Source organism: Bradyrhizobium sp. (genome assembly GCF_016213215.1).
In the GTDB taxonomy this organism is placed as follows: Bacteria; Pseudomonadota; Alphaproteobacteria; order Rhizobiales; family Xanthobacteraceae; genus Bradyrhizobium.
The window spans coordinates 1-25,179 of record NZ_JACRAW010000078.1; the positions used below are offsets into that span (position 1 = coordinate 1).

Consider the following 25,179-nt stretch of genomic DNA (forward strand, 5'->3'; position numbering starts at 1 on the left):
CCAGGCGACCGTATCACCGTGAAGGCGCTCAAGGCGACGCGGATGATGTTTCTCGGCGGCGATGCGCTGGAAGGCCCACGCCACATCTGGTGGAATTTCGTCTCCTCCAGCAAGGAGCGGATCGAGGAGGCCAAACAGGACTGGAAAACCGGTCGCTTTGCCCCGATTCCCCAAGAACACGAGTTCATTCCGCTGCCGGACTAGGCTATCTCCCTCCTTGCTATCTCGCGCCAGCGCGGGACGATTCCCTGCTAAGGTCCTTTTGCCATGACCGCCATGCTCGCCAGCGACCTGCCCCTGCCCCGCATCGGACGCGGCAAGGTGCGCGATATCTATGCGGCCGGCGACGACCGCGTGCTGCTCGTTGCGACCGATCGCGTCAGCGCCTTCGACGTCGTCATGGCCGAGACCATCCCGATGAAGGGCGCGGTGCTGACCCAGATCAGCGCCTTCTGGTTCAACGAACTGGAAGGCGTCGTGCCGCATCACGTGATCAGCGCCAATGCGGACGAGATCATCGAGCAGGTCCCGGCATTGAAGGGGCATCGCGGCGAAATCCTCGGCCGCGCCATGCTGTGCCGGGCTACCAGCGTGTTTCCGATCGAATGCGTGATCCGCGGCTATCTTTCCGGCTCCGCCTGGAAGGAATATGCCGCGCACGGAACGCTCGCCGGCGAGAAGCTGCCGGCGGGGCTGGTCGAGAGCTGCAAGCTGGAGCCTGCGATCTTCAGCCCGGCCACCAAGGCCGAGACCGGTCATGACGAGAACATCACGATCGCGCGCATGCGCGAGATCGTCGGCGAGGATATCGCTTATACGCTGGAGAGCATGACGCGCGCGGTCTACACGCTCGGCGAAGAGCTCGCCCGCGAGCAGGGCATCATCATCGCAGACACCAAGTTCGAATTCGGCCGCGACAAGGCAGGCCGCATCATCCTGATCGACGAGGTGATGACGCCGGACAGTTCGCGGTTCTGGGCGGTGGATGCCTACAAGCCCGGCCGGCCGCAGCCGAGCTTCGACAAGCAGCCCCTGCGCGATTATCTCGACGCCGAGCGCCGCGCCGGCCGCTGGAACGGCGAGGCGCCGCCACCGCCCCTGCCGGCCGAGGTCGTGGACGCCACCAGCAAGCGCTATCTGGAAGCCTACCGGCGGATCACCGGCCGCGAGCTGAAGATCGCGTAGGCTGGCGCCGCAAAGCGAAGCACTCCTGCGTCTCTCCGCGACTCGGGCTGGATTGCTTCGGTCGCTGCGCTCCTTGCAATGACGGCGGCCCCCTTATACCCCCGCCATCATCACGTACTTGATCTCGACATATTCCTCGATGCCGTGATGCGAACCTTCGCGGCCGAGGCCGCTCTCTTTCACGCCGCCGAACGGCGCGACCTCGGTGGTGATCAGCCCGGTGTTGACGCCGACCATGCCCGATTCCAGCGCTTCCGCAACGCGCCAGACACGGCCGAGATCACGCGCGTAGAAGTAGGACGCGAGCCCGAACGGCGAGGCATTGCACATCGCGATCACGTCGGCCTCATCCCTGAAGCGGATCACCGGCGCGAGCGGCCCGAAGGTTTCCTCCTGCGAAACCAGCGAGTCCGGCTTCACGTCGGAGAGCACCGTCGGCTCGAAGAACGTGCGGCCGAGCGCGTGGCGCTTGCCGCCGGTGACGACCCTGGCGCCGCGCTTGATAGCATCGGCAATGTGCCGCTCGACCTTCTCGACCGCTTCCATGGTGATGAGCGGGCCCTGCGTGACGCCGGCCTCTGTACCGTCGCCGATCTTCATCGCCGCAACCTTGCTGGAAAGCCTCTGCACGAACTCGTCGTAGATCTTGTCCTGCGCGTACATGCGGTTGGCGCACACGCAGGTCTGCCCCATGTTGCGATATTTCGAGACGATCGCACCCTCGACCGCCGCATCGATGTCGGCGTCGTCGAATACGATGAATGGCGCATTCCCGCCGAGCTCGAGGCCGAGCTTCTTCACCCCGACGGAGGCCTGCCTGTAAAGGATCTTGCCGACCTCGGTCGATCCGGTGAAGCCGACGAACCGCACCGCCGGGTGCTCGCACAGCACCTTGCCGATCGGCGGCGCATCGCCGGTGATGATGTTGAACACGCCCTTGGGCACGCCGGCCTTCTCGGCGAGCACGGCCAGCGCGAGCGCGGAAAGGGGCGTCTCGTTGGCCGGCTTGAGCACGACGGTGCAGCCGGCCGCCAGCGCCGGCGACACCTTGCGGGTGATCATTGATGAGGGGAAATTCCACGGCGTGATGGCGCCGCACACCCCGATCGGCTGCTTGATCGCCAGGAGTCGCGCATCCGGGCGCTGGCTGGGAATGGTCTCGCCATAGACGCGCCTGGCTTCCTCGGCGAAAAACTCGACATAGGCGCCGCCGATATCGACCTCGCCCAGCGCCTCGGCGAGCGGCTTGCCCTGCTCGGAGGTGAGAATCAGCGCCAGGTCCTCGCGGTTGGCGATGATCAGCTCGTACCATTTGCGTAAGGTGTTGGAGCGCTGCTTGGCGGTAAGCCTGGCCCAGGCGGGGAACGCCCGCTCGGCGGCTTCGACCGCACGCACAGCATCAGCCGCGCCCATCTGGGCCACTTTGCCGAGTTCGACGCCCGTTGCCGGGTTGACCACGGCAAGTTCGGGCGTGCCGACCCAGGCGCCGTCGACATAGCAGCGGTCGCGCAGCAGTGAGGGATCGTTCAGGCGGTCGCGCAGGCTCTGCTGGGAGCCTTGCGAAGCGCGTGCGGCGGCGGTCGGGGTCATGGCGTGCTCCTCGAATTCAAGGCTGGTCAAACCAACTATAGGCTCAACCGGCCCTCAATGCACCGGACCCCAACGCGCAGCAGCTCCAAGCGATCCGCGGGCAGCTTAAGCAGTCCTTTCAGGCCGCGCCGCTCATATAGGTGTCGCGCCGGCCGATCATGCGGTCGGCCGCGGCCTTGGCATCCGCCTTGGTCGACGTCGCGCAGGTGCGATATTCGAGTGGCGGCGGCGGATTGGTGTCGCGCCGGCCAAACCAGGATCTGGTGCGCACAGGCAACAAGGACAGCGCCTGCGCCACATTGTCGACGGCGCCGAAGGCATACAGCGCGCCGGAACCGGCAACCCGCACCTCATAGATGCCCGGCGAGATCGGCGCTTCGATATTCTCGCTCCGTCCGGGACGGGGGTATCGCTTCCATTCACTCCATGTCGAGATCATCATCATCCCCTCGCGGCGCGTTGCGCCGCAAACATTGGCATTAATTCTAAATCCGGCCGTCTGGCCCGGTTCTGAACGCCTTAACGCACAACGATGTTTCAAGAGGCAGTGCAGGCGCCAAACATATCCTGCCGCGCCGATTCGGGTCACGCGTCGAGCGGCCTGTATCCACCGCAGATTGTGCGGCGGAGTGTTGCAGTTCCGTGTTGCCGTCGAATTCGTCCGTCGGCCGCGCAAAGCCAGATCACGACATCGCGACCGGACGTATCGCTGAACATGGGATGCTTGCCGGGCGCTCGTTGCCGGAGGAAGATCGGCGCCTTCCAAGAAACGATCAGGAGGAAACGCATGCAGAGCCAGGCTCAGATCGATCAGCTCCTGCGTCAGAAGACCGATGCCGGAGAGATCCCCGGCATTGTCGCTGTCGCCGCCAGCGGCGATGACGTCCTCTATGAAGGCGCCTTCGGAAAGCGCGATCTTTCCAAGGACGATGCCATGACCGCCGACAGCGTGTTCTGGATCGCGTCGATGACAAAGGCGGTCACGACCGCGGGCGCGATGCAGCTCGTCGAACAGGGCAGGCTTTCGCTCGACGAGCCGATCGGCACCGTGCTGGCCGATCTTGCCTCGCCCCAGGTGCTGGAGGGATTCGACGCCAGCGGCGCGCCGAAGCTGCGCCCGGCGAGAAGCCCGATCACGCTGCGCCAGCTCATGACCCACACCGCCGGCTTCTGCTACGACATGTGGAACGGCGACATGGCGCTCTATCTCGAGAGGGCAGGTATTCCGGCGATCACCACCTGCAAGGACGACGCGCTCAGGACACCGATCACGAGCGACCCCGGCACACGCTGGGAGTACGGCACCAACATCGACTTCGTCGGCAAGGCCATTGAGGCTGCAAGCGGCAAGCGTCTCGATGCCTACCTGCGCGACAATTTGATCGCGCCGCTCGGGATGAACGACACCAGCTTCAGGATCTCCGAGTCCCAGCGACAGCGCCTGGTCGGCATGCATGCAAGAAGCCCGGACGGCACGCTGGCGCCGATTCCGTTCGAGCTGGAGCAGGAACCGGAATTCCACATGGGCGGCGGCGGTCTCTACTCGACCGCAGGCGACTACATCAAGTTCACGCAGATGATACTCAACGAAGGTCGCGGCAACGGCGCCCAGGTGCTCGAGCCCGAGACGGTGGCGCTGATGGCACGGAACCATATCGGCGATCTCAACGTGACCAAGATGACTTCGGTCGCGCCGATGTACACGAACGACGTCGATCTCTTCCCGGACCAGGTGAAGAAGTGGGGCCTCAGCTTCCTGATCAATACCGCCACCACGCCGGAGGGCCGCAGTCCCGGCAGCCTCGCCTGGGCGGGCCTCGCCAACACCTATTACTGGATCGACCCCTCGCGCGATGTGACCGGCGTGATCCTGATGCAGGTGCTGCCCTTCGCCGACAACCACTGCCTCGACGCCTTCTCCGGCTTCGAGCGCGGTGTTTACAGCGGACTCGATGCTGGCAGCGGCCAGAGAGCCGCGTAAACGCGGTGCCTGCATTCGACATCCGTCATGGCCGGGCTTGCACGCCCGGCGCAGCCTTGGCGTAGCCGGCGGCGGCGAGAGGCGGTATCTTACACCGCCAGCCCGTTCTGCCCGGCCAGTTCCTTCAGCGAGGTCTGCGGGCGGGCACCGATGTGCTGGATCACTTCGGCGGCGGCGAGGCCGCCGAGGCGGCCGGCCGTCTCATAGCCGAGGCCGCGGGCGAGACCGAACAGGAAACCGGCCGCGAAGAGATCACCGGCGCCGGTGGTGTCCATCACCTCCTCGACCGCGAACGCCGGCACCGCAATCTGCACCTCCGTCGAGGTCACCATGCAGCCCTTCTCGCTGCGGGTGACGACGCCGAGACCGACATCGTTGCGCAGCTGCCTGAGAGCGGTGTCGAAGTCGGACGTCTGGTACAGCGAATGCAGCTCGGCCTCGTTGGCGAACACGAGGTCGACGGTGCCGCTGCGCATCAGGGACAGGAATTCATCGCGGTAGCGATCGACGCAGAACGAATCCGACAGCGTGAGCGCGACCTGCCGCCGCGCGCCGTGCGCAATCGCGGCTGCCTTGACGAAAGCCTCCTTGGCGTTCTTCGGATCCCACAGATAACCCTCGAGATAGACGATGCGTGACGCCTCGATCTCGGCCGGATCGATGTCGGCGGGCGACAGGTCCTGCGCCGCGCCGAGATACGTGTTCATGGTGCGCTCGCCATCCGGCGTCACCAGGATGTAGGAGCAGCCGGTAGCGGGACCGTCGGCGGCAGCTTGTGTCTTGAACGAAACGCCGGCGGCGCGAATGTCGTGGGCATAGAGTCGCCCGATCTGATCGTCCTTCACCTTGCCGACATAGGCCGCGCGTGCGCCGAGACTGGCGATTCCGACAATGGTATTTGCCGCCGAGCCGCCCGACATTTCCGTCGCCGGCCCCATGTCCTGATAGATGGCCGCCGCGCGCGCCTCGTCGATCAGCGCCATGCTGCCTTTGGTCATGCCATGTTTGGCGAGAAAATTCTCGTCAGTCCTGACCAGCACGTCGAACAGCGCGTTGCCGATGCCCAGAACGTCATATTTAGCGTCAGCCATTCACCTTGATCCCGTTGCACAATTGCGGTTGCGGAAAATCAGCTCCAAATCAGCCTGAAACAAGTCAGCCTGAAGACAGGTCAGCCTCAGCCTGAAGCAAGCCGGCCTCAAGGAACGTGCCGCGGGGCCTATCACGCCGGCCAAAGACGGGCAAGCAACCGCGGGGGCAGACGCGTTTTCTCAACTCGAACCGGTCCCCATTTCGCTCGAAAACGCTACTCTTGTTTTCGCGCGCTTTCTTGACGCAAAACGTCACCACCCCGCACAAAACCGCTATAGTGATGCACGTCCAATGATCCGCTCCTTCCTCACCGTCTCGACCGGCACGCTGGCCTCGCGGCTGGCAGGATTCGTTCGCGATTCGCTGATTGCGGCCATGCTCGGCACGGGCCCGGTGGCGGATGCGTTTCTCGCCGCCTTCCAGCTCATCAACGTGGCGCGGCGGCTATTGAGCGAAGGCGCGCTGAACGCAGCCCTGGTGCCCGCCTGGCTGCGCGTTCGCCGCAGCGAGGGCCCCAACGCGGCGGCCGCCTTCGCTGGTCGCGTGCTCGGCACGCTCTCTGTGATCCTGATCCTCGCCTCGATCCTGATCGGCCTGTTGATGCCGCAGGTCATTACCGTGCTGGCGCCGGGTTTTGCAGGACGCGACACGCTCGATCTGGCCGTGGCCGATGCGCGGCTGATGCTGCCCTATCTCGCCTTTGCCGGTCCGGTCACCGTGCTCATGGCGCTGCTCAACGCGGAAGGGCGGGTTGCGCTCACGGCATTCTCGCCAGTCCTGTTCAACATCGCACTGATCGCGGCCGTCGCTGTGCTGCTGGTACTTCGCACTGACGCGACCTCCGCAGCCTGGCTACTGGCGGCCACCGTCGGGCTTGCCGGGGGATTGCAGTTGATGGTCCTGCTGGCGCAACGCAGTGCGCGTCTGGCAACGCCCTTGCGCATATCGTTGGGTTCGCAGATGCGCACCTTTCTTGCACGGGCCATCCCGGGCATGCTCGCGAGCTCCTCGCCGCAATGGCTGATGGTGGCCGGCGCAATCATCGCATCCTCTACACCCTCGGCGGTGTCGTGGCTTTACTTCGCCAACCGCCTGATCGAGCTGCCGCTCGGCATCGTCGGCGTTGCCATGGGCACGGTGCTCGTGCCCGAACTGACAAGGGCGGTCGGCGAGGCCGACAAGCGTGCGATTGCACACGCGGAGTCGCGCGCGCTCGAGCTCGCGGCCGGGCTGGCGCTGCCGGCGATGATCGGGTTGATCGCGCTCTCTGAACCGATCGTACGCCTGCTGTTCGAGCACGGCGCGTTCGGCGAAAGCGACAGCGCGGCCACGGCGCACGCACTGGCATGGCTTTCGCTCGGGCTGCCGGCCCATGTGCTGATCAAGGCGCTGGCGCCGGCCTTCTATGCCCGCCACGACACGCTCACGCCTCTGATCGCCACCGCTATCGGCGTTACGGCCGCGATCGTTCTCGCTATTCCGCTCGGCCATTTCTTCGGCGCTCCCGGCATCGCCGCCAGCATCGCCGGCGGGGCATGGAGCAGCGCGCTCTACCTCATCAGGCAGGGCGGCGCGAGTTTCGGCTTCTCGATCGACGACGCGGCATTCCGTCGACTGCCGCGGATCGCGATCGCCGCATCGATCATGGGCGTACCATTGTGGTTGACCATGGGGCTTGCGCCGGCCGGCAGCCATGGCCTGTTCCAGCTGGCCGTTCTGTGCGCGCAGATATCCGGGGCCATCCTAATCTATGGCTTACTCCTCCGCCTGCTCGGCGTGGCCGCCTGGCGCGACGCGGTTAACGCCATCCGACGGCCCGCATCACTTAAGTGAGTAAGCGATGGCTTAGGCCGCGAGTTCGATAACCTTTCCCCATCGGGGAGAGGTCGATTTGCGCAGCAAATCGGGTGAGGAGGGTTCAGGTCGACGAGAGAGCGCAACCCCTCAGCCGGGCCTTCGGCGCGACCTCTCCCTACGGGAGAGGTTTGACACCGTCGATGGCGCAAGAGATTGACCCTATCTCATCACGGCTCCTGGGCCAGCGAATTGCCCTTGACGGCGCGCGGCGCCTGTTGGAAACGACGGCCCACACCGGCTTCCGCGGGAAGAGCTTGCCATGGCATTTACTGAACTGGTTTTTTCGGGCGTCCAGCCGACGGGCAATTTGCACCTCGGCAACTACCTCGGCGCCATCGTCAACTTCGTAAAGATGCAGGAGACGCATAACTGCATCTATTGCGTTGTGGACATGCATGCGATCACGCAGGGCGTGGATGTCTGGGGCGGCCCCACCGAGCTGGCGCGCAACACCAGGGAAGTGACTGCGGCCTTCATCGCCGCCGGAATCGATCCCAAGAAGCATATCGTCTTCAACCAGAGCCAGGTGGCCGGACACGCCGAGCTCGCCTGGATCTTCAACTGCGTCGCCCGCGTCGGGTGGCTGAACCGCATGACGCAGTTCAAGGAGAAGGCCGGCAAGGACCGCGAGAACGCGTCCATCGGGCTGTACGATTATCCGGTGCTGATGGCCGCCGACATCCTGCTCTACCGCGCCACTCATGTCCCTGTCGGCGAGGACCAGAAGCAGCATCTCGAATTGTCACGCGACATCGCACAGAAGTTCAACAACGACTTCGCCGATTCCATCCGCCGCAGCGGGTTCGATGATGGACTGTTCTTCCCGCTGCCGGAGCCGCTGATCATGGGACCCGCGACGCGGGTCATGAGCTTGCGCGACGGCACGAAGAAGATGTCGAAGTCGGACGCCTCGGACTATTCGCGCATCAATCTCACCGACGATGCCGACGCGATCGCGCAGAAGATTCGCAAGGCCAAGACCGATCCGGAACCGCTGCCCAGCGAGGAAAAGGGACTGGAAGCCAGGCCCGAGGCCGACAATCTCGTCGGCATCTTTGCCGCGCTGTCCGCCCGCAGCAAGCAGGACGTGCTGCGAGAGTTCGGCGGCGGGCAGTTCTCCAGCTTCAAGAACGCGCTGGTGGAACTGTGCGTCTCGAAGCTCTCGCCGATTGCCGGCGAGATGAAGCGGCTGGTCGCCGATCCCGCCTACATCGACCGGGTGCTGATCGACGGCGCTGACCGCGCCCGGGCCCTGGCGGACCAGACCATGACGAAAACGAAAGATATCGTCGGGTTCATCCGTGGGCAAACGGGGCCGTGGTAGCTACTCAGGTACGACGGTCGCTCCCGTCGAACACTGGTTAGCTGAGTCACCTCTCCCCAAGCCGGGGAAGCTGTGGCACCATATGCTTTGTGCGCCCTTGATCACCCGGGCGCAGCACCGGGACATGCATGACCACCCAGCGACAATGCTTCGAGCCGGGTCACAGGCCGAAATGCCTGGTCATCGTTGACGACACTGCCGAATGGGACCGCGCGGTGTATTACGCGAGCCGCTGGGCCAAGCGCGCCGGCGGTGGCGTGGTGATGCTGCGCATCATCGAAACCGAGGACCAGAACCAGGAATGGCTGGGGGTTGCAAACATCATGCGCGCCGAGGCGCTGGAGGAGGCCAACGCCGCGCTCGACCGCGCCGCCGGGCGGGCTAACGGCATTGCCGCGATCACGCCTGAGCGCGTGATTCGCGAGGGGGACGCGATGGATCAGATCCTCGACGTCATCGACAAGGATCCCGACATCGCCATGCTGGTGCTGGCGGCCAATCCGGGACCCGAGGGCCCGGGCCCGCTCATCACCCTCCTCGCGAATGAAGTGGGGACCTTCCCGATTCCCCTCACGATCATTTCCGGAGAGTTGAGCGATGCGGCGATCGATGCACTGTCGTAGTGCGGCGCGGCTCTTCACCCTCCCTGAAGGGGGAGGTTGAAGAGGAACTGCCGTAACATCATGATATTAAAAAGGAACCTGGTACCGCCCCTTGACCGTGCGTTTGCCGTTGCCATCTGCTAGGGAATACCCTCACGCGCCGGCCTTGAACCGGCGACGTTCGGAGAAAATCATGTTCATCCAGACCGAAGCCACCCCCAATCCCGCCACCCTCAAATTCATTCCCGGCCGCATCGTGCTCGATGCCGGCACCGTGGAATTTTCCTCCCGCGAAGCCGCCGCCCGCTCCCCGCTTGCCGAGAGGCTGTTCGAGGTGCCCGGCGTGTCCGGCGTGTTCTATGGAAGCGATTTCATCACCGTGACCAAGGCGAGCGGTGAATGGCAACAGCTCAAGCCCGCCATCCTCGGCGCCATCATGGAGCATTATATGTCCGGCGCGCCGCTCCTGGCCGATGGCAGCGCGACGAGCGACGATGAGCGCGAGGAGAACGAAGAGTTCTACGACGATGCGGACGCCGAGACGGTCGACATGATCAAGGATTTGATCGAGACGCGGGTGCGGCCTGCGGTCGCCAATGACGGCGGCGACATCACCTTCCGCGGCTTCAAGGACGGCATCGTCTATCTCAATATGAAGGGCGCCTGCTCCGGCTGCCCGTCCTCCACCGCCACGCTCAAGCACGGCATCCAGAACCTGCTGCGTCACTTCGTGCCCGAGGTGATCGAAGTCCGGCCGGTGTGACCAGGCCGCGAATGGCGAATAACGAATGGCGAAGCGAAAACCGGCCCGCTAGAGTGTTCGCCATTCACCACCTTCCATTCGCTTTTCCATGCTGATCCTCGCCATTGATACCGCGCTCAATGCCTGCGCGGCGGCCGTGCTCGATACCGAGAGCGGCCGACTGATCGCGCAGGAATCGCAGGTAATGCAGCGCGGGCACGCCGAGGCGCTGATGCCGCTGATCGGCCGCGTGATCGCGGCATCCTCGCTTTCCTTTGCCTCACTCGACCGCATCGCCGTCACCACCGGACCCGGAAGTTTCACCGGGCTGCGTGTCGGCATTTCCGCGGCGCGCGGCATCGCTCTCGCGGCGGACAAGCCGGCCGTCGGCGTGACGACGCTGTCGGCCTACGCCGCCGGCTTCGTCAGCCGGAACGGCGAGGTGCCCGTCCTGTCCGCCATCGATGCGCGGCACGACCACGTCTATTTCCAGATCGTCGCCGGGGACGGCACCGAGCTGGCGCGCCCTCAAGTTGCATTTATCGGCGAAGCAATCAGTGCATGCCGATTCGGTGCCCCGTATCTCGTCGGCAATGCCGCGAACATTCTTGCCGACCGCTGGCCCAAGGACTTGCCCGCTCCGGTCGCGGTCGATGCGCAGCCGGCGCCCGACATCGCCTGGGTCGCCTGGCTGGGAGCCGCCGCACAGCCGGAGCTCGCACCACCGCGGCCGTTCTACTTGCGCGCGCCGGATGCCAAGCCGGCGGATCTGCCGCGCGTCGCGGCACAGCCGGCAAGGCCATGATGGCGAGCTCATGATTTCCTGGCTATCCGCACTCTGGAGCGGCGGCACCGCGACGGTCGAACCGGCCGCCCAGCGCGACGCGGCGCGGCTGGCCCAGCTTCATACAGCCTCTTTCGCGCGCGGCTGGGGCGAAACCGAGTTCGAGAACATGATCAGCGAGCGAAACACGCTCGTTCACCGCCTCAAGCTCGGCCACAGGACAGTGGGATTCGCCGTGTCGCGGATCGGCGCCGATGAAGCCGAAATCCTTTCGATCGCCATCGACCCTGCCTATCGCGGTCGTGGCCTGTCTCGCAATTTGTTGATGACCCATCTCGGTCATCTCGCCGGTCGCGGCGTGCGCACTATATTTCTCGAAGTCGAGGAAAATAACCAACCTGCGCGGCGGCTCTACGAATGGGCTGGATTCACAGTGGTCGGACGCCGCGAACGCTACTATAAGCAGCCCACCGGGGAACAACTGAACGCGCTTCTGATGCGCCGCGACTTGTCCTAGACTGGCGCAAATGCCAGAACAGCCCCGCGAGGCAAAAGATCCATGACTGCATTGAAACAAGCACCTCTGCCCAAGACTACGCCGATCGAGGCGCGCTGCGCCGCCACCGGCATGCGTATGACTGAACAGCGCCGCGTCATCGCGCGCGTTCTGGCCGAAGCCGCCGATCATCCCGACGTCGAAGAGTTGTATCGGCGCTGCGTGGCGGTGGACGACAAGATCTCGATCTCGACCGTCTATCGCACGGTGAAGCTGTTCGAGGACGCCGGCATCATCGAGCGGCACGATTTTCGTGAAGGCCGCGCCCGCTACGAGCAGATGCGCGACAGCCATCACGACCATCTGATCAATCTGCGCGACGGCACGGTGATCGAATTCTCCGACGAGGAGATCGAGAAGCTGCAGGCCGAAATCGCCCGCAGGCTCGGCTACAAGCTGGTCGACCACCGGCTCGAGCTCTACTGCTTGCCGCTCGACGACGATAGATCCAAGAGCTAGTGGCGGACTCGAAGCAATCGAGCCATGAGTTCGTTCGCCTCTCCCGCAAGCGGGAGAGCGGAAGCATTTCCGCCATGACGGGCGGCGCTCAGCCATTCATTGCGCGCTAAAGCGCGATGTCCTGGATGAATCATCACCGCGCTCTGGCTTGCTGTTCGAGCAGCACACTGTTCCGGATCATGCTCTAGTGGCGGTTGATCTCGTCATCTTCGATTGCGACGGCGTGCTCGTCGACAGCGAGGTCATTTCCTGCCGGGCGCACGCGCAGGTGCTGAGCCGGCACGGTTATCCGATCACCGCCGCCCAGGTGTTCGATCGCTTTCTCGGCCGCTCGACCCAGCAGGCCAATCTCGAGATCGAGGCCGAGCTCGGCCGCAAGCTTCCGGACCACTATCACGCCGAACTGCAGGACGAGCTGTTCCGCTCCTTCGAGGCGGAGCTCCAACCTATACCGCACATTCATGCTGTGCTCGGTCAAATCGCGTGCGCGACTTGCGTCGCGTCCAGCGGCTCGCCGCAGCGCATGCGCGTGAGTCTCGGACGGACTTCGCTGTACGACCGCTTTGCCCCCAACATCTTTTCGGCTTCGCAGGTCAGGAACGGCAAGCCGGCGCCCGACCTGTTCCTGTTTGCCGCGGAAAGGATGAAGGTTTCGCCGCCGCATTGCCTCGTCATCGAGGACAGCACGGCGGGAATTGCCGGCGCGCGCGCCGCGGGCATGACGGTATTCGGCTTCTTGGGCGGCAGTCATTGCCGCCAGGGCCATGCCGAGGCCCTGCGCGGTGCCGGCGCCGACCTTACCTTTGACGACATGCGGCAACTGCCTGGACTGATCAAGCAGGTGCAAGCCCGAAGGACGGGTTAACCATTCAGGCCCGATGCGTCGGCATCGAACTACGGTGCGCAATCGCGCACCGGAGAATCTCGGGATTCCGGGTTCGCGCACGCCCCACGACCGCTTTTTGGGTTTCCGTCGCTGGATTTCCGGCCCTGCAGCCTATATCTGAGCGGTGCCGCAAAGGCACGTGTCCCCGTCGCAATCAGGTTCCATGAAGCCGCCGCGCAAGCTGCACATCAAGTCCTATGGCTGTCAGATGAACGTCTACGATGCCCAGCGCATGGTGGACACCATGGCGGACGAAGGCTTCGTCGAGACGACACGCGCCGAGGATGCCGATCTCGTCATCCTCAACACCTGCCATATCCGCGAGAAGGCGTCGGAGAAGGTTTATTCCGAGCTCGGGCGGCTGCGCGTCGCCAAGGACGAGGCGGCCCGGGAAGGCCGCTCCATGAGCATCGCGGTGGCGGGCTGCGTCGCCCAGGCCGAAGGCGAAGAGATCGTCCGCCGCGCGCCGGTTGTCGACGTCGTGGTCGGCCCGCAAAGCTATCACCATTTACCGCAGCTGTTGCAGCGCGCCGCGCGCGAGGGTCGCGCGATCGAGACCGAGTTTCCGGCCGAGGACAAGTTCGGCTTCCTTCCCGCGCCGAAGCCCGACGCGATCCGCGCCCGCGGCATCTCCGCCTTCGTTACCGTCCAGGAAGGCTGCGACAAGTTCTGCACCTTCTGCGTGGTGCCCTACACCCGGGGCGCCGAAGTCTCGCGGGCGGTCGGCAGGATCGTCGATGACGCCACGCGGCTCGCAGACAGCGGCGTGCGCGAGATCACCTTGATCGGCCAGAACGTCAACGCCTATCACGGCGCGGGACCGGACGGGCGAAGCTGGCCGCTCGGCAAGCTCCTGGAGCGCCTGGCCGCGATTCCCGGCATTGCCCGCCTGCGCTATTCGACCAGCCACCCCCGCGATGTCGAGGACAGCCTGATCGAGGCCCACCGGGACGTGCCCGCCCTGATGCCCTTCGTGCACCTTCCGGTGCAGTCCGGCTCGGACCGCATCCTTGCCGCCATGAACCGGAAGCACACCTGCGATGATTATCGAAAAATCGTCGACCGTTTTCGCGCCGCGCGGCAAGACATTGCATTTTCATCGGATTTTATCGTCGGCTTTCCCGGTGAGACCGAGGAGGATTTCGCTGCCACCCTCGCGCTGATCCGGCAAATCGGTTACGCTGCGGCTTATTCGTTCAAATATTCCGCCCGGCCGGGAACACCGGCAGCGGACCTGCAGGAGACGGCATCAGCAGCCGAGATGGACGAGCGATTGGAGCGGCTCCAGGAGTTGATCGACAGCCAGCAAGCGGCCTTCAACGAGGCGGCCATCGGCGAGACGATCGACGTGCTGTTTGAGCGGGAAGCGCGCAATCCCGGCCAGATCGTCGGCCGCACCGCCTATCTGCAGCCGGCGCATGTGATGGCGCCGGCCGACATCATCGGACGGGTTCTCCCGGTCAGGATCGAAAGCCTCGAACGTTACAGCCTGCTTGGCCGGCTGGCTGCGCCGGGACAGGCGCGGGGAATCGAACCCGCTTCATCACAGACGGCCACCGGAGCCTGAACCTTGGCAAAAAGCGCATCGGACTCGCCTTCGCTCGCTCCCGGCCGCAAGTTTGACCGCGACATGCAAGTCCCGCCCGAAACCCAGGTCGTCATCGATTTCGACGACAACCGCGCCGTTTCCGCCCTCGTCGGGCCCTACGGCCAGAATCTCGCGCAGATTGAACGCCGGCTGGGCGTGGTGGTGGACTCGCGCGGCAATCACATCACCATCGGCGGCACGCGCGACGGCTGCGATGCGGCGCGGCGCGTGCTGGAGGCGCTGTATTCGCAGGCGGTGCAGGGGCACGATCTCGATCAGGGCGAGGTCGAAGGCGCGATCCGCGCCGTGATCGCGCAAGGATCTCTGTTCGAGTTCGACGCCAAGGCCGCGCGATCGACCTTCGAGGCCATCAACTTGCGCAAGCGGCCGGTTAAGGCGCGCACCGCCGCCCAGGATTCCTACATCCGCGCCTTGAAGCGCCACGAACTCGTGTTCGGCATCGGCCCCGCCGGCACCGGCAAGACCTGGCTCGCGGTCGCCCACGCCGCGCAGCTCTTCGAGCGCAAGGAGGTCGACCGCATCATCCTGTCGCGGCCGGCGGTCGAGGCCGGCGAGCGGCTCGGCTTCTTGCCGGGCGATCTGCGCGAGAAAGTGGACCCCTACCTGCGCCCGATCTACGACGCGCTCTACGACCTGATGGATGCGCGCATCGTGGAACGCGCGCTGCAGACCGGCGAGATCGAGATCGCGCCGCTCGCCTTCATGCGCGGCCGCACCCTGACCAATGCCGTGATCATCCTGGACGAGGCGCAGAACACCACCTCCATGCAGATGAAGATGTTCCTGACCCGGCTCGGCGAGAACAGCCGCATGATCGTCACCGGCGACCCCTCGCAGGTCGACCTGCCGAACGGCCAAACGTCGGGGCTTTCGGAGGCCACCCGCCTCTTGAACGGCGTCGAGGGCATCTCTCAAGTCACCTTTACCGCCGAGGACGTCATCCGCCACGAACTGGTCGCGCGGATCGTCGCCGCCTACGAAGGTTCGCCGCAGCGGCCGGCGACCAACACGCCATAACGAGAGAAGACAGCCGGGAGCGGGCGCGACTTAAGGCGATTTGCTTCCGAAACGAGAAGATGCCGCACTCAAACCTTCCCATGACCGAGGTCCTCATCGCCGCAGACTGCTGGCAGGACCAGCCTGAGGCCGAAGCCGTGATCCAGCGGGCGATCGCGGCGGCGGCCGAAGCGGTCGACGAGGACGTTGCCGGCGCCGAGCTGGCCGTGATGCTGACCGACGATGCCGGGATCCGCACGCTCAATGCCAACTGGCGCGGTGTCGACAAGCCGACCAACGTGCTGTCGTTTCCCGCCTTGCCGCCGACCGGCCCCCGCGGCGACGACGAGGTCCCGCGCATGCTGGGCGACATCGCCATCGCCTATGAGACGACGCGGCGGGAAGCGGACGAGGAGCAGAAGCCGTTCGACGACCACCTCAGCCATCTGGCGGTGCATGGCTTCCTTCACCTGATCGGCCACGACCACGAGGACGATGAAGACGCTGAGGAAATGGAATCGCTCGAACAACAGATCCTGGCCCAGCTTGGGATTCCCGACCCCTATGCTGAGCGGTAGCGGATGGATTGAAATGGCGGATTCCGAACCGACCCACGACAATCCGCGCAACACGCGCAACCTGCCGGTGCCGGTGCCGCAGGGCGAGGTTCCCCGGCCTGCGTCGGAGAACTGGCTGCTGCGCGCCATCCGCACCCTGTTCGGCTGGAAGGCGGGATCGGTCCGCGACGACCTGCAGGTCGTGCTCGACGCCTCGAGGCCGGACGAGGCCGGCTTCTCGGCCGTCGAGCGCACCATGCTGCGCAACATCCTCAATCTGCACGAACGCCGCATCGCCGACGTCATGGTGCACCGCGCCGACATCATCGCGGTCAAGCGCGACATCCCGCTCGGCGACCTGATGGACCGCTTCGAGGGCGCCGGCCATTCGCGCCTTGTCGTCTACAACGAGACGCTCGACGATCCTGAAGGCATCGTCCACATCCGCGACCTCCTGGCGTTCATGACGGCGAAGGCGCGGGTGTCGGAGACCGCGAAGGCCAAGCGCAAGAAGCCGCCGCCGGCGGGCCTCGATCTCCGCGCGGTCGATCTCGCGATGCCGCTCCATGAGGCCAACATCATCCGCAAGCTGCTCTATGTGCCGCCGTCGATGCGCGCGATCGACCTGCTCGCGCAGATGCAGGCCTCGCGCATTCACCTCGCGCTGGTGGTCGACGAATATGGCGGCAGCGACGGCCTGGTTTCGATCGAGGACATCGTCGAGCAGGTCGTCGGCGAGATCGACGACGAGCACGACAGCCACGAGCCGCCGTCGATCGTGCGGCAGCCCGACAACTCCTTCATCGCGGATGCTCGGGCCAGCCTCGACGATGCCCGCTCGGTGATCGGCGAGGATTTCGTCACTGGCGAAGCCGGCGAGGAAGTTGCGACGTTGGGCGGCTACCTCGTGAGCTTCGTGGGACGACTTCCGGTCCGGGGCGAAGTGATCTCGGGGCCGGGCAATTACGAGGTCGAAGTGCTCGACGCCGATCCGCGGCGGGTCAAGCGCCTGCGCATTGCCACGCGAAAGGAACGCCCGACGTCGCGGACGCAGCGCGAAGGCCGGCGCCGCGAGCCGGCGCCCGATACCAGCCAGGTTCAGCCCGGCGACAATGCCTCTCTTCCGCCGAGCGATGGAGCCGGCTCCCAGTGACGATCACGAACAAGCTCCGCGCCGTCGCTCTTTGGATCATTCTCAGCTGGGGATGGAGGCGCGCCCTCGTCGCGCTCATCGCGGGCGCACTGTCGGTGCTGGCTGTAGCGCCGTTCAACGCCTGGCCGATCCTGTTCCTGACCTTTCCCGTGGTCGTCTGGCTGATCGACGGCGCCGGCGGCGGACGGCTCAATGGCCTGTCCGCCGCGGCGATGACGGGGTTCTGGTTCGGCCTCGGATATTTCGTGCCCGGCCTCTACTGGATCGGCCACGCCTTCCTGGTCGATGCCCCGACCTTCGCTTGGCTGATGCCGTTCGCGGTGCTGGGACTGCCGGCCTACCTCGCATTGTTCACCGCTTTCGGCTTTGCGCTGGCGCGCCTGCTCTGGGCCAAGGACCCCTCGAGAGTGCTCGCGCTCGCCGCCAGCCTCACCATCAGCGAATGGCTGCGCGGCCATGCGCTGACGGGATTTCCGTGGAATGCGTTCGGCTATGCGCTGTCCGAGCCGCTGGCGCTGGCGCAGCTTTCATCGGTGATCGGCCTGTGGGGCATGACTTTCCTGGCGGTTGCGATCTTCGCAAGCCCGGCGGTGCTGATCGACCAAACGGCGCGCGAACGAACCGCCTGGGCGGCGCCTGCGGCGGCACTCGCGCTTGTCCTTGCCATGAGCGTGTTCGGCGCCGTCCGCCTGTCGCTGTATCCGACCGGCATGGTCGCCAATGCCAAGTTGCGCATCATGCAGCCGAACCTGCAGCAGGACACCAAGTTCAATTACTCCGCCAAGGCGGAGGTGATGCGGAAATATCTGGCGCTGTCCGACCGCGCTTCGGGTCCACAGTCGACCGGCGTGCGCGACGCCACCATCCTGATCTGGCCGGAATCGGCATTTCCGTTCTTCCTGACGCGCGAAGCCGATGCGATGGCGCAGATCACCGACCTCCTGCCCAAGGGCACGGTGCTCATTACCGGCTCGGTCCGCGCGCCCGACCTGGCGCCCGGCACGCCGATCCGGCGGGCGTACAACTCGGTCTACGTGATCGACCACGATGGCAGCGTGCTGTCGGTCTATGACAAGCTGCACCTCGTGCCGTTCGGCGAATATCTGCCGTTTCAGGACCTGATGGAGGAGTTCGGCCTCGAGCAGCTCACAAAGGTGCAGGGCGGCTTCATCGCCGGCACGGGGCGCCGGCCGCTTCCGGTGCCGGGTGCGCCGGCCGCGCTACCGTTGATCTGTTATGAGGCGATCTTTCCCGATGACGTTGCGCCTCGCAACGATCGGCCCGGCTGGATGCTCAACCTGACCAACGACGGCTGGTTCGGAATCTCGACGGGTCCCCATCAGCATCTTCAGCAGGCGCGCATGCGTGCGATCGAGCAGGGATTGCCGCTCGTTCGCGCAGCCAATACGGGAATCTCAGCCGTGATCGATCCTGTTGGGCGAACGATCGCGCAACTCGGGCTTGGCGTTGAAGGCGTTCTCGACTCGAAGCTGCCGTCGGCGATTGCGCCGACGATCTATGCGCGAACAGGCGACATTCCAGCCGCAATGATTGTGGCGCTGGCCCTGATTTTTGCGGCACGACGGCGCGCCATCAAGCGGGTACTCTAATGCCCATCGCTTCGGCCGCCGCCAGAAGATTTTTGAAATCGAAATCCAGCAGTTGACAGATCGGCCGCCATTCTCATTCTTGGCGGAACAAAAGAATCCGGTTGGGGCATTGCAGGTTCTCGGCAATGTTTCCCGAAAACTCATGGCGGATTTTTTTGACGGCGTTAGCACCCGGGGAATGCTCCCTCTTTCGCTAAACGTGATCCTGAGGAGTCCCGAGATGTCGAAAGCGCCGAACCCTGTTGACAAATATGTCGGCAGTCGCGTGCGCATGCGCCGCATCATGTTGGGCATGAGCCAGGAGAAGCTCGGCGATGCACTGGGCCTGACCTTCCAGCAAATCCAGAAATACGAGAAGGGCACCAACCGCGTCGGCGCCAGCCGCATCCAGCAGATCGCCGAGATCCTGCAGGTGCCGGTGTCGTTCCTGTTCGAGGGCGGACCTACGGGCACCGCGGGCGGAGACGGATTCAGCGAAGGCAGCTCGCCATCTTTTGTTTCTGACTTTCTGGCAACCTCCGAGGGTCTCGCACTGACGCGGGCCTTCACCCGCATTACCGATCCCAAGCTCCGCCGCAGCATCGTCGACCTTGTCGAGCAGATTGCCGCGCGCGAGGGACCGGACAAGAGATAATGTCCTAAAGCGCGATGGGATCAGGCTGGATCGCCAACGCGCGTCAGGCCCTTGATCGAGCATCATCGCCATTCCGGTTTGAGACCGCCGCAGATCTGGCCTATGTGATCGTCCAGGGCGGGCCGGAATGCGCCGCCTGCATTGAGCATTTTCATTCTCGAACCAGGCCAGGCCATGTCCGGCACGTCAAATCCCTTCGACACCGCGACCATCCTCGACGGCATCCGCCGTTGGGTGGAGATCGAGACGCCGACCGAGGCGCCGGAGCAGGTCAACAAGCTCGTGAGTCTCGTGGCCGAAGGTTATCGCGAACTGCCTGTGAGCGTCGAACGCATCCCGGGAACGAACGGCTGCGGCGATCACCTGGCGGTGCGCTCGGCATGGGGACAGGACCAACCCGGCATCCTGGTGCTCAGCCATCTCGATACCGTGCATCCGTTGGGATTCATCGAGCGCCTGCCGTTCAGGGTCGAGGGCGACAGCGCATTCGGACCCGGCATCTACGATATGAAGGGCGGCGGCTATGTCGCCTATCACGCCTTCCGCGAGATATGCGGCCCGACCGGCCGTGCCCCGCTCGGCATCACCCATCTCTTCACCTCCGATGAGGAGATCGGCAGCCCGACCTCGCGCGCGCTGATCGAGGCCGAAGGGCGGAAGGCCAAATACGTGCTGGTGACCGAGCCCGCGCGCGACGGCGGCAAGATCGTCACCGGGCGGAAGGGCGTCGGGCGCTTCGACGTCGTCATCAAGGGCGTGCCGGCACATGCGGGCTTGCGCCCCGAGGACGGCCGCAGCGCGGTGCGCGAACTCGCAAACGTCATCCTGACGCTGGAGGCGATGAACGATCTCGAGCGTGGCGTCACGGTGAATGTTGGCGTGGTGCGCGGCGGCACGCGTCCGAACGTCACGCCGGAAGAAGCCTATGCCGAAGTCGACCTGCGCGTTCCGACCATTGCCGATGCCGATGAATTCGTGGCCAGGATTCTTGGCCTCGCCTCACGGACGGAAGGCGTCTCGGTCAAGGTCGTGGGCGAGCTTAACCGGCCGCCTTACGAGAAGAACAAGGCTGGCTCAGCGCTGTTCGAACACGCGAGAAACCTTGCCGCCGAGCTCGGCTTCGACCTCCTCGACACCTATACCGGGGGCGGATCCGACGGCAATTTCACGGCGGCACGGACCGCGACCCTCGACGGGCTGGGTGTCGACGGCCAGGGCGCGCACACCCATTACGAACAGCTTTATGTCTCCTCGATCGAGCCCCGCGCACGGCTGCTCTACCGGCTATACCAGACACTTCGATGAGCATGGACGAAGAAGACCATCAGCCCGACACCGCGCGCGCGTTCTTCGGACGGCGCAAGGGACACAAGCTGCGCGCGCACCAGGCCGACTTGATCGAGCATTTGCTGCCGCGCCTTGCGCTCGACGTCGCGCGCATTTCGCCGATGGACGCCGGCGAATTGTTCGACCCGCGCGCGCAAGAGGTAAGGCTCGAGATCGGCTTTGGCGGCGGCGAACATCTGGCGGCGGAGGCGCTTGCTTATCCGAACCACGGCTTCATCGGCTGCGAGCCTTACGTCAACGGGATGGCGAAGATCCTCGCCCAGATCGAGGCGCATAACATCGGCAATATCCGCCTGTTCGCGGGCGATGCCGCCGAGCTGCTCGCCTGGCTGCCGAAAGGTTCGCTGTCGCGGATCGACCTGATCCATCCCGATCCCTGGCCGAAGCGTCGTCACTGGAAGCGGCGCTTCGTGCAGGACAAGACCATCGCTGCCATGGCGCGCGTGCTGAAGGCGGGCGGCGAATTCCGCTTCGTCAGCGATATCGACGATTACTGCGCCTGGACTCTGGCGCATCTTGGCCGCTCGCCCGATTTCAGATGGAGCGCCGAGCGCGCGAGCGACTGGAAGGAGCCGTGGCAGGGCTACACCATGACCCGCTACGGCCGCAAAGCCGAGCGCGAAGGAAGGCACGCGACCTATTTGCGGTTTCGCAGGGTGTGAGCTCAGCTCGAGCTTGTTTCTGCCCATCGGGGAGAGCTAAGCGCCTCCGATGCTGTCGCAAATCGATCAATCCAGATCGACCAGCAGCCGTCAGTGCTTCGCCGCCGCCACTCTCGCTTTCTTCACGTCAGTCGCTTCCCAAACCATGCGCTTGCCCCGGTCGCGGCCCAAGAGTTCGATCGGGTCGTGGTTGTCAATGTGACCGAACTGTCCCTTGTACACGCTATAGCCGCACAATTCCTGCAGCCGGCGCGGAAAACGCCTGGCGGTCTCGCGCGGAATGCCGAGCTGAAGATTCTCCTGCTGTCGCATCCACCCCCAGCAATAGGCACAGGAGAAGGCAAAGCGCCGTTCGTTCGAGACATTGGCGCCGGCGCCATGCCAAAGCGCGCTGTCAAACAGCATGACGCCGCCGGCGGGCATGGTCGCGGTGATCGCTTCGTACTCCTTGCCGTATTCCGGCGCGTGATCGTATTTGTGGCTGCCCGGAACGATGCGCGTGGCGCCGTTCTTCCCGGTGAAGTCGGAGAGCGCCCAGATGGCGTTGAGCACGATCGGGATGTGCGGACGAGGCAGCGGGATGAGTTGCGTGTCCTCATGGATCGGCTGGGCCTCCTGCCCCGGACCCAGCACCAGCGAGCAGAACGAGGACAGAAGGCACTCCTTGTCCAGCATCCGCTCGACGATCGGCAGGACGTTATCGTGCAGCGGCACTTCCCAGAACAGATCGTCATAGATGAGCAGATTGTTGATGCGGAGCGTCTTGAATCCCTCGAACGAGGTCCTGGCGAGACCGAGATTGTGCTCGTGTTCAATACGTAGCAGCGCGGCTTTCAATTCCTCGACAAGCTTTGAGTCGGCGGCAGCTTCGATCACCGTGTATCCGTGGTTGCGGATGCGATCGACATGCCCCTGGATGTCGGCTTCGCTGAGCATTTCCAGCCTCCCTGCTCGGCGCTATTGCCGCGCCGTTGCCGCGAGCATAGCGCGGCCATATTCGCTTGGGGAGCTGTCAGATCGACTGCCTGCCTTCCAGAAACTAACCACCCGCTCGGCGGTCGAGGGCATCAGGCGGGCGAAATTGGCCCGTGCCGCCTCGATATCGGCCGGCGCCGCGACGCGATGTTGCCCGAACCGGAGCATGATCAAGGCGCGTACGGTAGCCCATTCCAGGCCGATCGCCTTGCCGATGACCAGCATCGGATCATGGCGGCCGGCCTCGATCAGGCGATCGAGCGTTGCGATCGCAACGCCCGACATGGCCGACAGCACCGCGATCGATTCCTCGTACCGAAAGGCCTTGGCGAAATCGAGCAGCGCACTTTCGTTGACACCGCCTTCGCGATGCAGCGCCAGCACCTTGCGCTGGGCGGGGAGGAAATCGCGGGTGCTCTTGACCGGCTCGGGCACGCCGGTGAGCGCGCTCATGACGATCTTGATTTCGGCCTGACGGTCGGGCTTGACCACCTCGAACAGGCGGCGTCGGACGACGTCCATCGATCCGCTCAAGAGCTCCTGCAGCGCCTGCTGCGATAGATCGTCGCGCTGTCCCACCTTGAGCGTGAGCACGCCGTCACCCCTCGCCCGCCTGATCAGCTCCGAATAGCCGGCCATGGAAAACTCGGCTCCGGCGTTGCCGGCTGTACGTCGGACAACGTCGCGGTCGCCCCGTCGCATCAGCACGTCGGTAAGTCCGGTTGAAAGCTTCTGCCGCTCCGACATCGCGAGCAGGTGCTCCTGGCTCTTCTGGCCCGCGATTTCGACCAGGATCGCCTCATCGATGACGGGCGAGCGCCGCAGCACGGGACCGGCCACCAAAATCTCATTTTCGCGCGCGAGCTGTCCGACGAGGTTGCGTGGCGCGTTAGCGTGCAGCGAGAGGCGCTCGGAAAGATCGATCCGTGCCGACAGTTCGGCGAGAGGCACTAGGTCGATCAGGAGCCCGTCGAGCAGCGCGACGTGAGCGGGCCTCAGCTTCGCCGCCTGTTCAAAGAACAGCTCGGCGATGCGCTGCGCCGCCTCGGTGCGGCGTTTCCGATCGCCGCGCCTGACGATCTCGTCCAATCCTGGAATCCACGATGCGACGACTGACATGGAACGCTACTTGGCGGTGCCGGGAGGACACGGCACGCCGGCTTGCCGGGATCTTTGGCTTGTCTTGGTGAACGAAACGTTAGGCGGTCGCCGCGTCGCGCCGGTAAAAAAGCCGCGCCAATTGCGTCGCGGGCCTTGTCGTAAAGGGCGAAAAGCGCTATATCAGCGGCACTTAAGGTATCTCATACGATAGCGTATTGAGAGTGGGCCCCCCGGGACCCGCTCTTTTTTATTACCTGAACCAAGCCGGATGGTGGTTCGGGTAGCGCCGTCGGACCGGGGGTTGACCCGGTCGGAACCCTTAGAGCCCAATCGCTGGAGCGTCTTGACCCTGCATATGACCGAGACCGTTGGTTCCGCGCAAGCCGACCTGTTGACCGAGCCGCGCCTCGTCGTCGAGCCCGGCCTGGCAGCGCGCGTGTCCGCGATCGCCTCGCCGGTGCTGGAAGGCATGGGCTACCGGCTGGTGCGGGTGCGCATCTCGGGCGAAACGGGCTGCACCGTCCAGATCATGGCTGAGCGGCCCGACGGATCGATGCAGATCGAGGACTGCGAAGCGGTTTCGCGGGCGCTGTCCCCGGTGCTCGACGTCGCCGACCCGATCGAACGGGCCTACCGTCTCGAGATTTCCTCGCCGGGCATCGACCGGCCGCTGGTGCGGCGCTCCGATTTCGAGCGCTACGCCGGCCATCTCGTGAAGGTCGAAATGAGGGTTGCCCATGAGGGCCGGAAGCGGTTCCGCGGAATCCTCAACGGGGTCGAAGGCGATCGCGTACGGCTCCATCGTGATGACACACCGGCGGGTGAGAATCCCGACATCCTTCTGACAATGGAGGATATCGGTGAGGCGCGACTCGTCCTGACCGACGAACTGATTGCCGAATCCATGCGCCGCGGCAAGGCGGCCGAGCGCGAGCTGCGCCGCAATCTCGGGCTGGAGCCGCCCGCCGCACCGCACGCCAAGATTCAAGACGACAGGGGCCACCAGCCGAAGCCGGCTAGGAAGCCGGCCCCGAAGAACACCAAGCAACATCGCCTCGCCGCAGAACGTGCGCGCCGCGGCGAAATCGATCCTACCGAAGGAGACTAACAATGGCCGTCAGTGCCAACAGACTCGAGCTGCTGCAGATCGCCGACGCCGTCGCGCGCGAGAAGTCTATCGACCGCGGAATCGTGATCGCGGCGATGGAGGACGCCATCGCGAAAGCGGCGCGCGCGCGTTACGGCAGCGAGACCGACGTCCACGCCGAGATCGATCCCAAGAAGGGCGAACTCCGCCTGTCGCGCCACATGCTGGTGGTCGAGAAGGTGGAAAATCACGCCAACCAGATCTCGCTGGAAGATGCCCGCAGGGCCAATCCCGGCGCCCAGCTCGGCGACACCATCGCCGACACCCTGCCGCCGCTGGAATATGGCCGCATCGCCGCACAGTCCGCCAAGCAGGTCATCGTGCAGAAGG

The 25,179-nt window shown here is 64.7% G+C and carries 26 protein-coding genes; 21 read left to right on the forward strand and 5 right to left on the reverse strand.

All coding sequences use genetic code 11. The features are described from left to right. Both HY852_RS13915 and HY852_RS13920 read left to right on the forward strand, forming a co-directional pair. On the forward strand, positions 1–204 hold a 204-nt coding region (locus HY852_RS13915; RefSeq protein ID WP_291605311.1), incomplete at its 5' end, for a pirin-like C-terminal cupin domain-containing protein. 63 nt (positions 205–267) lie between these two features. Beyond that, on the forward strand, positions 268–1,185 hold the full coding sequence (locus tag HY852_RS13920; protein ID WP_291605312.1) for a phosphoribosylaminoimidazolesuccinocarboxamide synthase: 918 nt from the start codon (positions 268–270) through the stop codon (positions 1,183–1,185). A 93-nt stretch (positions 1,186–1,278) separates the two neighbouring features. On the opposite strand, the gene HY852_RS13925 is transcribed toward HY852_RS13920, so the two are convergent. Beyond that, on the reverse strand, positions 1,279–2,775 hold the full coding sequence (locus HY852_RS13925; RefSeq protein ID WP_291605313.1) for an NAD-dependent succinate-semialdehyde dehydrogenase: 1,497 nt from the start codon (positions 2,773–2,775) through the stop codon (positions 1,279–1,281). Between the two features lie 118 nt (positions 2,776–2,893). Beyond that, on the reverse strand, positions 2,894–3,214 hold the full coding sequence (locus HY852_RS13930) for a hypothetical protein (RefSeq protein WP_291605335.1): 321 nt from the start codon (positions 3,212–3,214) through the stop codon (positions 2,894–2,896). 348 nt (positions 3,215–3,562) lie between these two features. On the opposite strand from HY852_RS13930, the gene HY852_RS13935 reads away from it, so the two are divergent. Next, positions 3,563–4,756: a serine hydrolase gene (locus tag HY852_RS13935; RefSeq protein ID WP_291605314.1), complete on the forward strand. Its 1,194-nt coding sequence runs from the start codon at positions 3,563–3,565 to the stop codon at positions 4,754–4,756. A gap of 89 nt (positions 4,757–4,845) precedes the next feature. Here HY852_RS13935 and HY852_RS13940 read toward each other — a convergent pair whose 3' ends face one another. Further along, the gene (locus tag HY852_RS13940) at positions 4,846–5,847 is read right to left on the reverse strand and encodes an adenosine kinase (protein WP_291605315.1); all 1,002 of its coding nucleotides are present in this window, start codon (positions 5,845–5,847) and stop codon (positions 4,846–4,848) included. Between the two features lie 292 nt (positions 5,848–6,139). Between HY852_RS13940 and murJ the strand changes: the two genes are divergently transcribed. The 16 genes from murJ (at position 6,140) to trmB (ending at position 21,626) form a co-directional block, all read left to right on the forward strand. Further along, the gene (gene murJ / locus HY852_RS13945; RefSeq protein WP_291605316.1) at positions 6,140–7,681 is read left to right on the forward strand and encodes a murein biosynthesis integral membrane protein MurJ; all 1,542 of its coding nucleotides are present in this window, start codon (positions 6,140–6,142) and stop codon (positions 7,679–7,681) included. Between the two features lie 283 nt (positions 7,682–7,964). Further along, positions 7,965–9,029, forward strand: a complete 1,065-nt coding sequence (trpS, locus tag HY852_RS13950) for a tryptophan--tRNA ligase (protein WP_291605317.1) — start codon at positions 7,965–7,967, stop codon at positions 9,027–9,029. A gap of 128 nt (positions 9,030–9,157) precedes the next feature. Next, complete coding sequence (locus tag HY852_RS13955; protein WP_291605319.1) at positions 9,158–9,652, forward strand: universal stress protein; 495 nt, start codon at positions 9,158–9,160, stop codon at positions 9,650–9,652. Between the two features lie 172 nt (positions 9,653–9,824). Beyond that, positions 9,825–10,394, forward strand: coding sequence for a NifU family protein (locus tag HY852_RS13960; RefSeq protein WP_291605320.1), 570 nt, complete (start codon positions 9,825–9,827; stop codon positions 10,392–10,394). Between the two features lie 88 nt (positions 10,395–10,482). Next, positions 10,483–11,178 (forward strand): tRNA (adenosine(37)-N6)-threonylcarbamoyltransferase complex dimerization subunit type 1 TsaB, encoded by a 696-nt coding sequence (gene tsaB, locus HY852_RS13965; protein ID WP_291605321.1) that lies wholly within the window; start codon positions 10,483–10,485, stop codon positions 11,176–11,178. A gap of 10 nt (positions 11,179–11,188) precedes the next feature. Then, on the forward strand, positions 11,189–11,674 hold the full coding sequence (gene rimI / locus HY852_RS13970) for a ribosomal protein S18-alanine N-acetyltransferase (protein WP_291605322.1): 486 nt from the start codon (positions 11,189–11,191) through the stop codon (positions 11,672–11,674). Positions 11,675–11,716: 42 nt separating this feature from the next. Beyond that, positions 11,717–12,172 carry a Fur family transcriptional regulator gene (locus HY852_RS13975; protein ID WP_291605323.1) on the forward strand — a complete coding sequence of 152 codons (456 nt, stop codon included), beginning with the start codon at positions 11,717–11,719 and terminating at the stop codon, positions 12,170–12,172. A 187-nt stretch (positions 12,173–12,359) separates the two neighbouring features. Continuing rightward, positions 12,360–13,037 (forward strand): HAD family hydrolase, encoded by a 678-nt coding sequence (locus HY852_RS13980; protein WP_291605324.1) that lies wholly within the window; start codon positions 12,360–12,362, stop codon positions 13,035–13,037. 184 nt (positions 13,038–13,221) lie between these two features. After that, entirely contained in the window at positions 13,222–14,625 is a 1,404-nt protein-coding gene (gene miaB, locus HY852_RS13985) for a tRNA (N6-isopentenyl adenosine(37)-C2)-methylthiotransferase MiaB (protein WP_291605325.1), read from the forward strand. A 63-nt stretch (positions 14,626–14,688) separates the two neighbouring features. After that, positions 14,689–15,684: a PhoH family protein gene (locus HY852_RS13990; protein ID WP_291605336.1), complete on the forward strand. Its 996-nt coding sequence runs from the start codon at positions 14,689–14,691 to the stop codon at positions 15,682–15,684. Positions 15,685–15,743: 59 nt separating this feature from the next. Further along, positions 15,744–16,241: an rRNA maturation RNase YbeY gene (gene ybeY / locus HY852_RS13995; protein ID WP_291605326.1), complete on the forward strand. Its 498-nt coding sequence runs from the start codon at positions 15,744–15,746 to the stop codon at positions 16,239–16,241. Between the two features lie 13 nt (positions 16,242–16,254). Continuing rightward, entirely contained in the window at positions 16,255–17,373 is a 1,119-nt protein-coding gene (locus tag HY852_RS14000; RefSeq protein ID WP_291605327.1) for a hemolysin family protein, read from the forward strand. Further along, positions 17,370–18,983 (forward strand): apolipoprotein N-acyltransferase, encoded by a 1,614-nt coding sequence (gene lnt, locus HY852_RS14005; protein WP_291605328.1) that lies wholly within the window; start codon positions 17,370–17,372, stop codon positions 18,981–18,983. The genes HY852_RS14000 and lnt overlap by 4 nt, the downstream gene beginning before the upstream one ends. A gap of 220 nt (positions 18,984–19,203) precedes the next feature. Then, positions 19,204–19,617: a helix-turn-helix transcriptional regulator gene (locus HY852_RS14010; RefSeq protein ID WP_291605337.1), complete on the forward strand. Its 414-nt coding sequence runs from the start codon at positions 19,204–19,206 to the stop codon at positions 19,615–19,617. 174 nt (positions 19,618–19,791) lie between these two features. After that, positions 19,792–20,922: a M20 family metallopeptidase gene (locus tag HY852_RS14015; RefSeq protein WP_291605338.1), complete on the forward strand. Its 1,131-nt coding sequence runs from the start codon at positions 19,792–19,794 to the stop codon at positions 20,920–20,922. Then, the gene (gene trmB / locus HY852_RS14020) at positions 20,919–21,626 is read left to right on the forward strand and encodes a tRNA (guanosine(46)-N7)-methyltransferase TrmB (RefSeq protein WP_291605330.1); all 708 of its coding nucleotides are present in this window, start codon (positions 20,919–20,921) and stop codon (positions 21,624–21,626) included. Before HY852_RS14015 ends, trmB begins: the two co-directional genes overlap by 4 nt. A gap of 90 nt (positions 21,627–21,716) precedes the next feature. Here the strand turns inward: trmB and HY852_RS14025 are convergent, their stop codons facing one another. After that, complete coding sequence (locus tag HY852_RS14025; protein WP_291605331.1) at positions 21,717–22,562, reverse strand: phytanoyl-CoA dioxygenase family protein; 846 nt, start codon at positions 22,560–22,562, stop codon at positions 21,717–21,719. 21 nt (positions 22,563–22,583) lie between these two features. Beyond that, positions 22,584–23,720 (reverse strand): DUF2336 domain-containing protein, encoded by a 1,137-nt coding sequence (locus HY852_RS14030; protein WP_291605332.1) that lies wholly within the window; start codon positions 23,718–23,720, stop codon positions 22,584–22,586. Positions 23,721–24,057: 337 nt separating this feature from the next. On the opposite strand from HY852_RS14030, the gene rimP reads away from it, so the two are divergent. Both rimP and HY852_RS14040 read left to right on the forward strand, forming a co-directional pair. Then, complete coding sequence (gene rimP, locus HY852_RS14035; RefSeq protein ID WP_291605333.1) at positions 24,058–24,810, forward strand: ribosome maturation factor RimP; 753 nt, start codon at positions 24,058–24,060, stop codon at positions 24,808–24,810. Positions 24,811–24,812: 2 nt separating this feature from the next. Beyond that, a partial coding sequence (locus HY852_RS14040) for a NusA N-terminal domain-containing protein (protein WP_291605334.1) occupies positions 24,813–25,179 on the forward strand: 367 nt, incomplete at its 3' end.

Bases quoted from the DNA above. Each gene is read 5' to 3' on its own strand.
- HY852_RS14000 (WP_291605327.1), top strand. From the start codon at position 16,255: ATGGCGGATTCCGAACCGACCCACGACAATCCGCGCAACACGCGCAAC.
- HY852_RS13990 (WP_291605336.1), top strand. From the start codon at position 14,689: ATGCAAGTCCCGCCCGAAACCCAGGTCGTCATCGATTTCGACGACAAC.
- tsaB (WP_291605321.1), top strand. From the start codon at position 10,483: ATGCTGATCCTCGCCATTGATACCGCGCTCAATGCCTGCGCGGCGGCC.
- rimI (WP_291605322.1), top strand. From the start codon at position 11,189: ATGATTTCCTGGCTATCCGCACTCTGGAGCGGCGGCACCGCGACGGTC.
- HY852_RS14015 (WP_291605338.1), top strand. From the start codon at position 19,792: ATGTCCGGCACGTCAAATCCCTTCGACACCGCGACCATCCTCGACGGC.
- ybeY (WP_291605326.1), top strand. From the start codon at position 15,744: ATGCCGCACTCAAACCTTCCCATGACCGAGGTCCTCATCGCCGCAGAC.
- HY852_RS13955 (WP_291605319.1), top strand. From the start codon at position 9,158: ATGACCACCCAGCGACAATGCTTCGAGCCGGGTCACAGGCCGAAATGC.
- murJ (WP_291605316.1), top strand. From the start codon at position 6,140: ATGATCCGCTCCTTCCTCACCGTCTCGACCGGCACGCTGGCCTCGCGG.
- HY852_RS13960 (WP_291605320.1), top strand. From the start codon at position 9,825: ATGTTCATCCAGACCGAAGCCACCCCCAATCCCGCCACCCTCAAATTC.
- trmB (WP_291605330.1), top strand. From the start codon at position 20,919: ATGAGCATGGACGAAGAAGACCATCAGCCCGACACCGCGCGCGCGTTC.
- HY852_RS13925 (WP_291605313.1), bottom strand. From the start codon at position 2,775: ATGACCCCGACCGCCGCCGCACGCGCTTCGCAAGGCTCCCAGCAGAGC.
- HY852_RS14010 (WP_291605337.1), top strand. From the start codon at position 19,204: ATGTCGAAAGCGCCGAACCCTGTTGACAAATATGTCGGCAGTCGCGTG.
- HY852_RS13975 (WP_291605323.1), top strand. From the start codon at position 11,717: ATGACTGCATTGAAACAAGCACCTCTGCCCAAGACTACGCCGATCGAG.
- trpS (WP_291605317.1), top strand. From the start codon at position 7,965: ATGGCATTTACTGAACTGGTTTTTTCGGGCGTCCAGCCGACGGGCAAT.
- HY852_RS14025 (WP_291605331.1), bottom strand. From the start codon at position 22,562: ATGCTCAGCGAAGCCGACATCCAGGGGCATGTCGATCGCATCCGCAAC.
- HY852_RS13940 (WP_291605315.1), bottom strand. From the start codon at position 5,847: ATGGCTGACGCTAAATATGACGTTCTGGGCATCGGCAACGCGCTGTTC.
- HY852_RS13920 (WP_291605312.1), top strand. From the start codon at position 268: ATGACCGCCATGCTCGCCAGCGACCTGCCCCTGCCCCGCATCGGACGC.
- HY852_RS13935 (WP_291605314.1), top strand. From the start codon at position 3,563: ATGCAGAGCCAGGCTCAGATCGATCAGCTCCTGCGTCAGAAGACCGAT.
- HY852_RS14030 (WP_291605332.1), bottom strand. From the start codon at position 23,720: ATGTCAGTCGTCGCATCGTGGATTCCAGGATTGGACGAGATCGTCAGG.
- rimP (WP_291605333.1), top strand. From the start codon at position 24,058: ATGACCGAGACCGTTGGTTCCGCGCAAGCCGACCTGTTGACCGAGCCG.
- HY852_RS13930 (WP_291605335.1), bottom strand. From the start codon at position 3,214: ATGATCTCGACATGGAGTGAATGGAAGCGATACCCCCGTCCCGGACGG.
- miaB (WP_291605325.1), top strand. From the start codon at position 13,222: ATGAAGCCGCCGCGCAAGCTGCACATCAAGTCCTATGGCTGTCAGATG.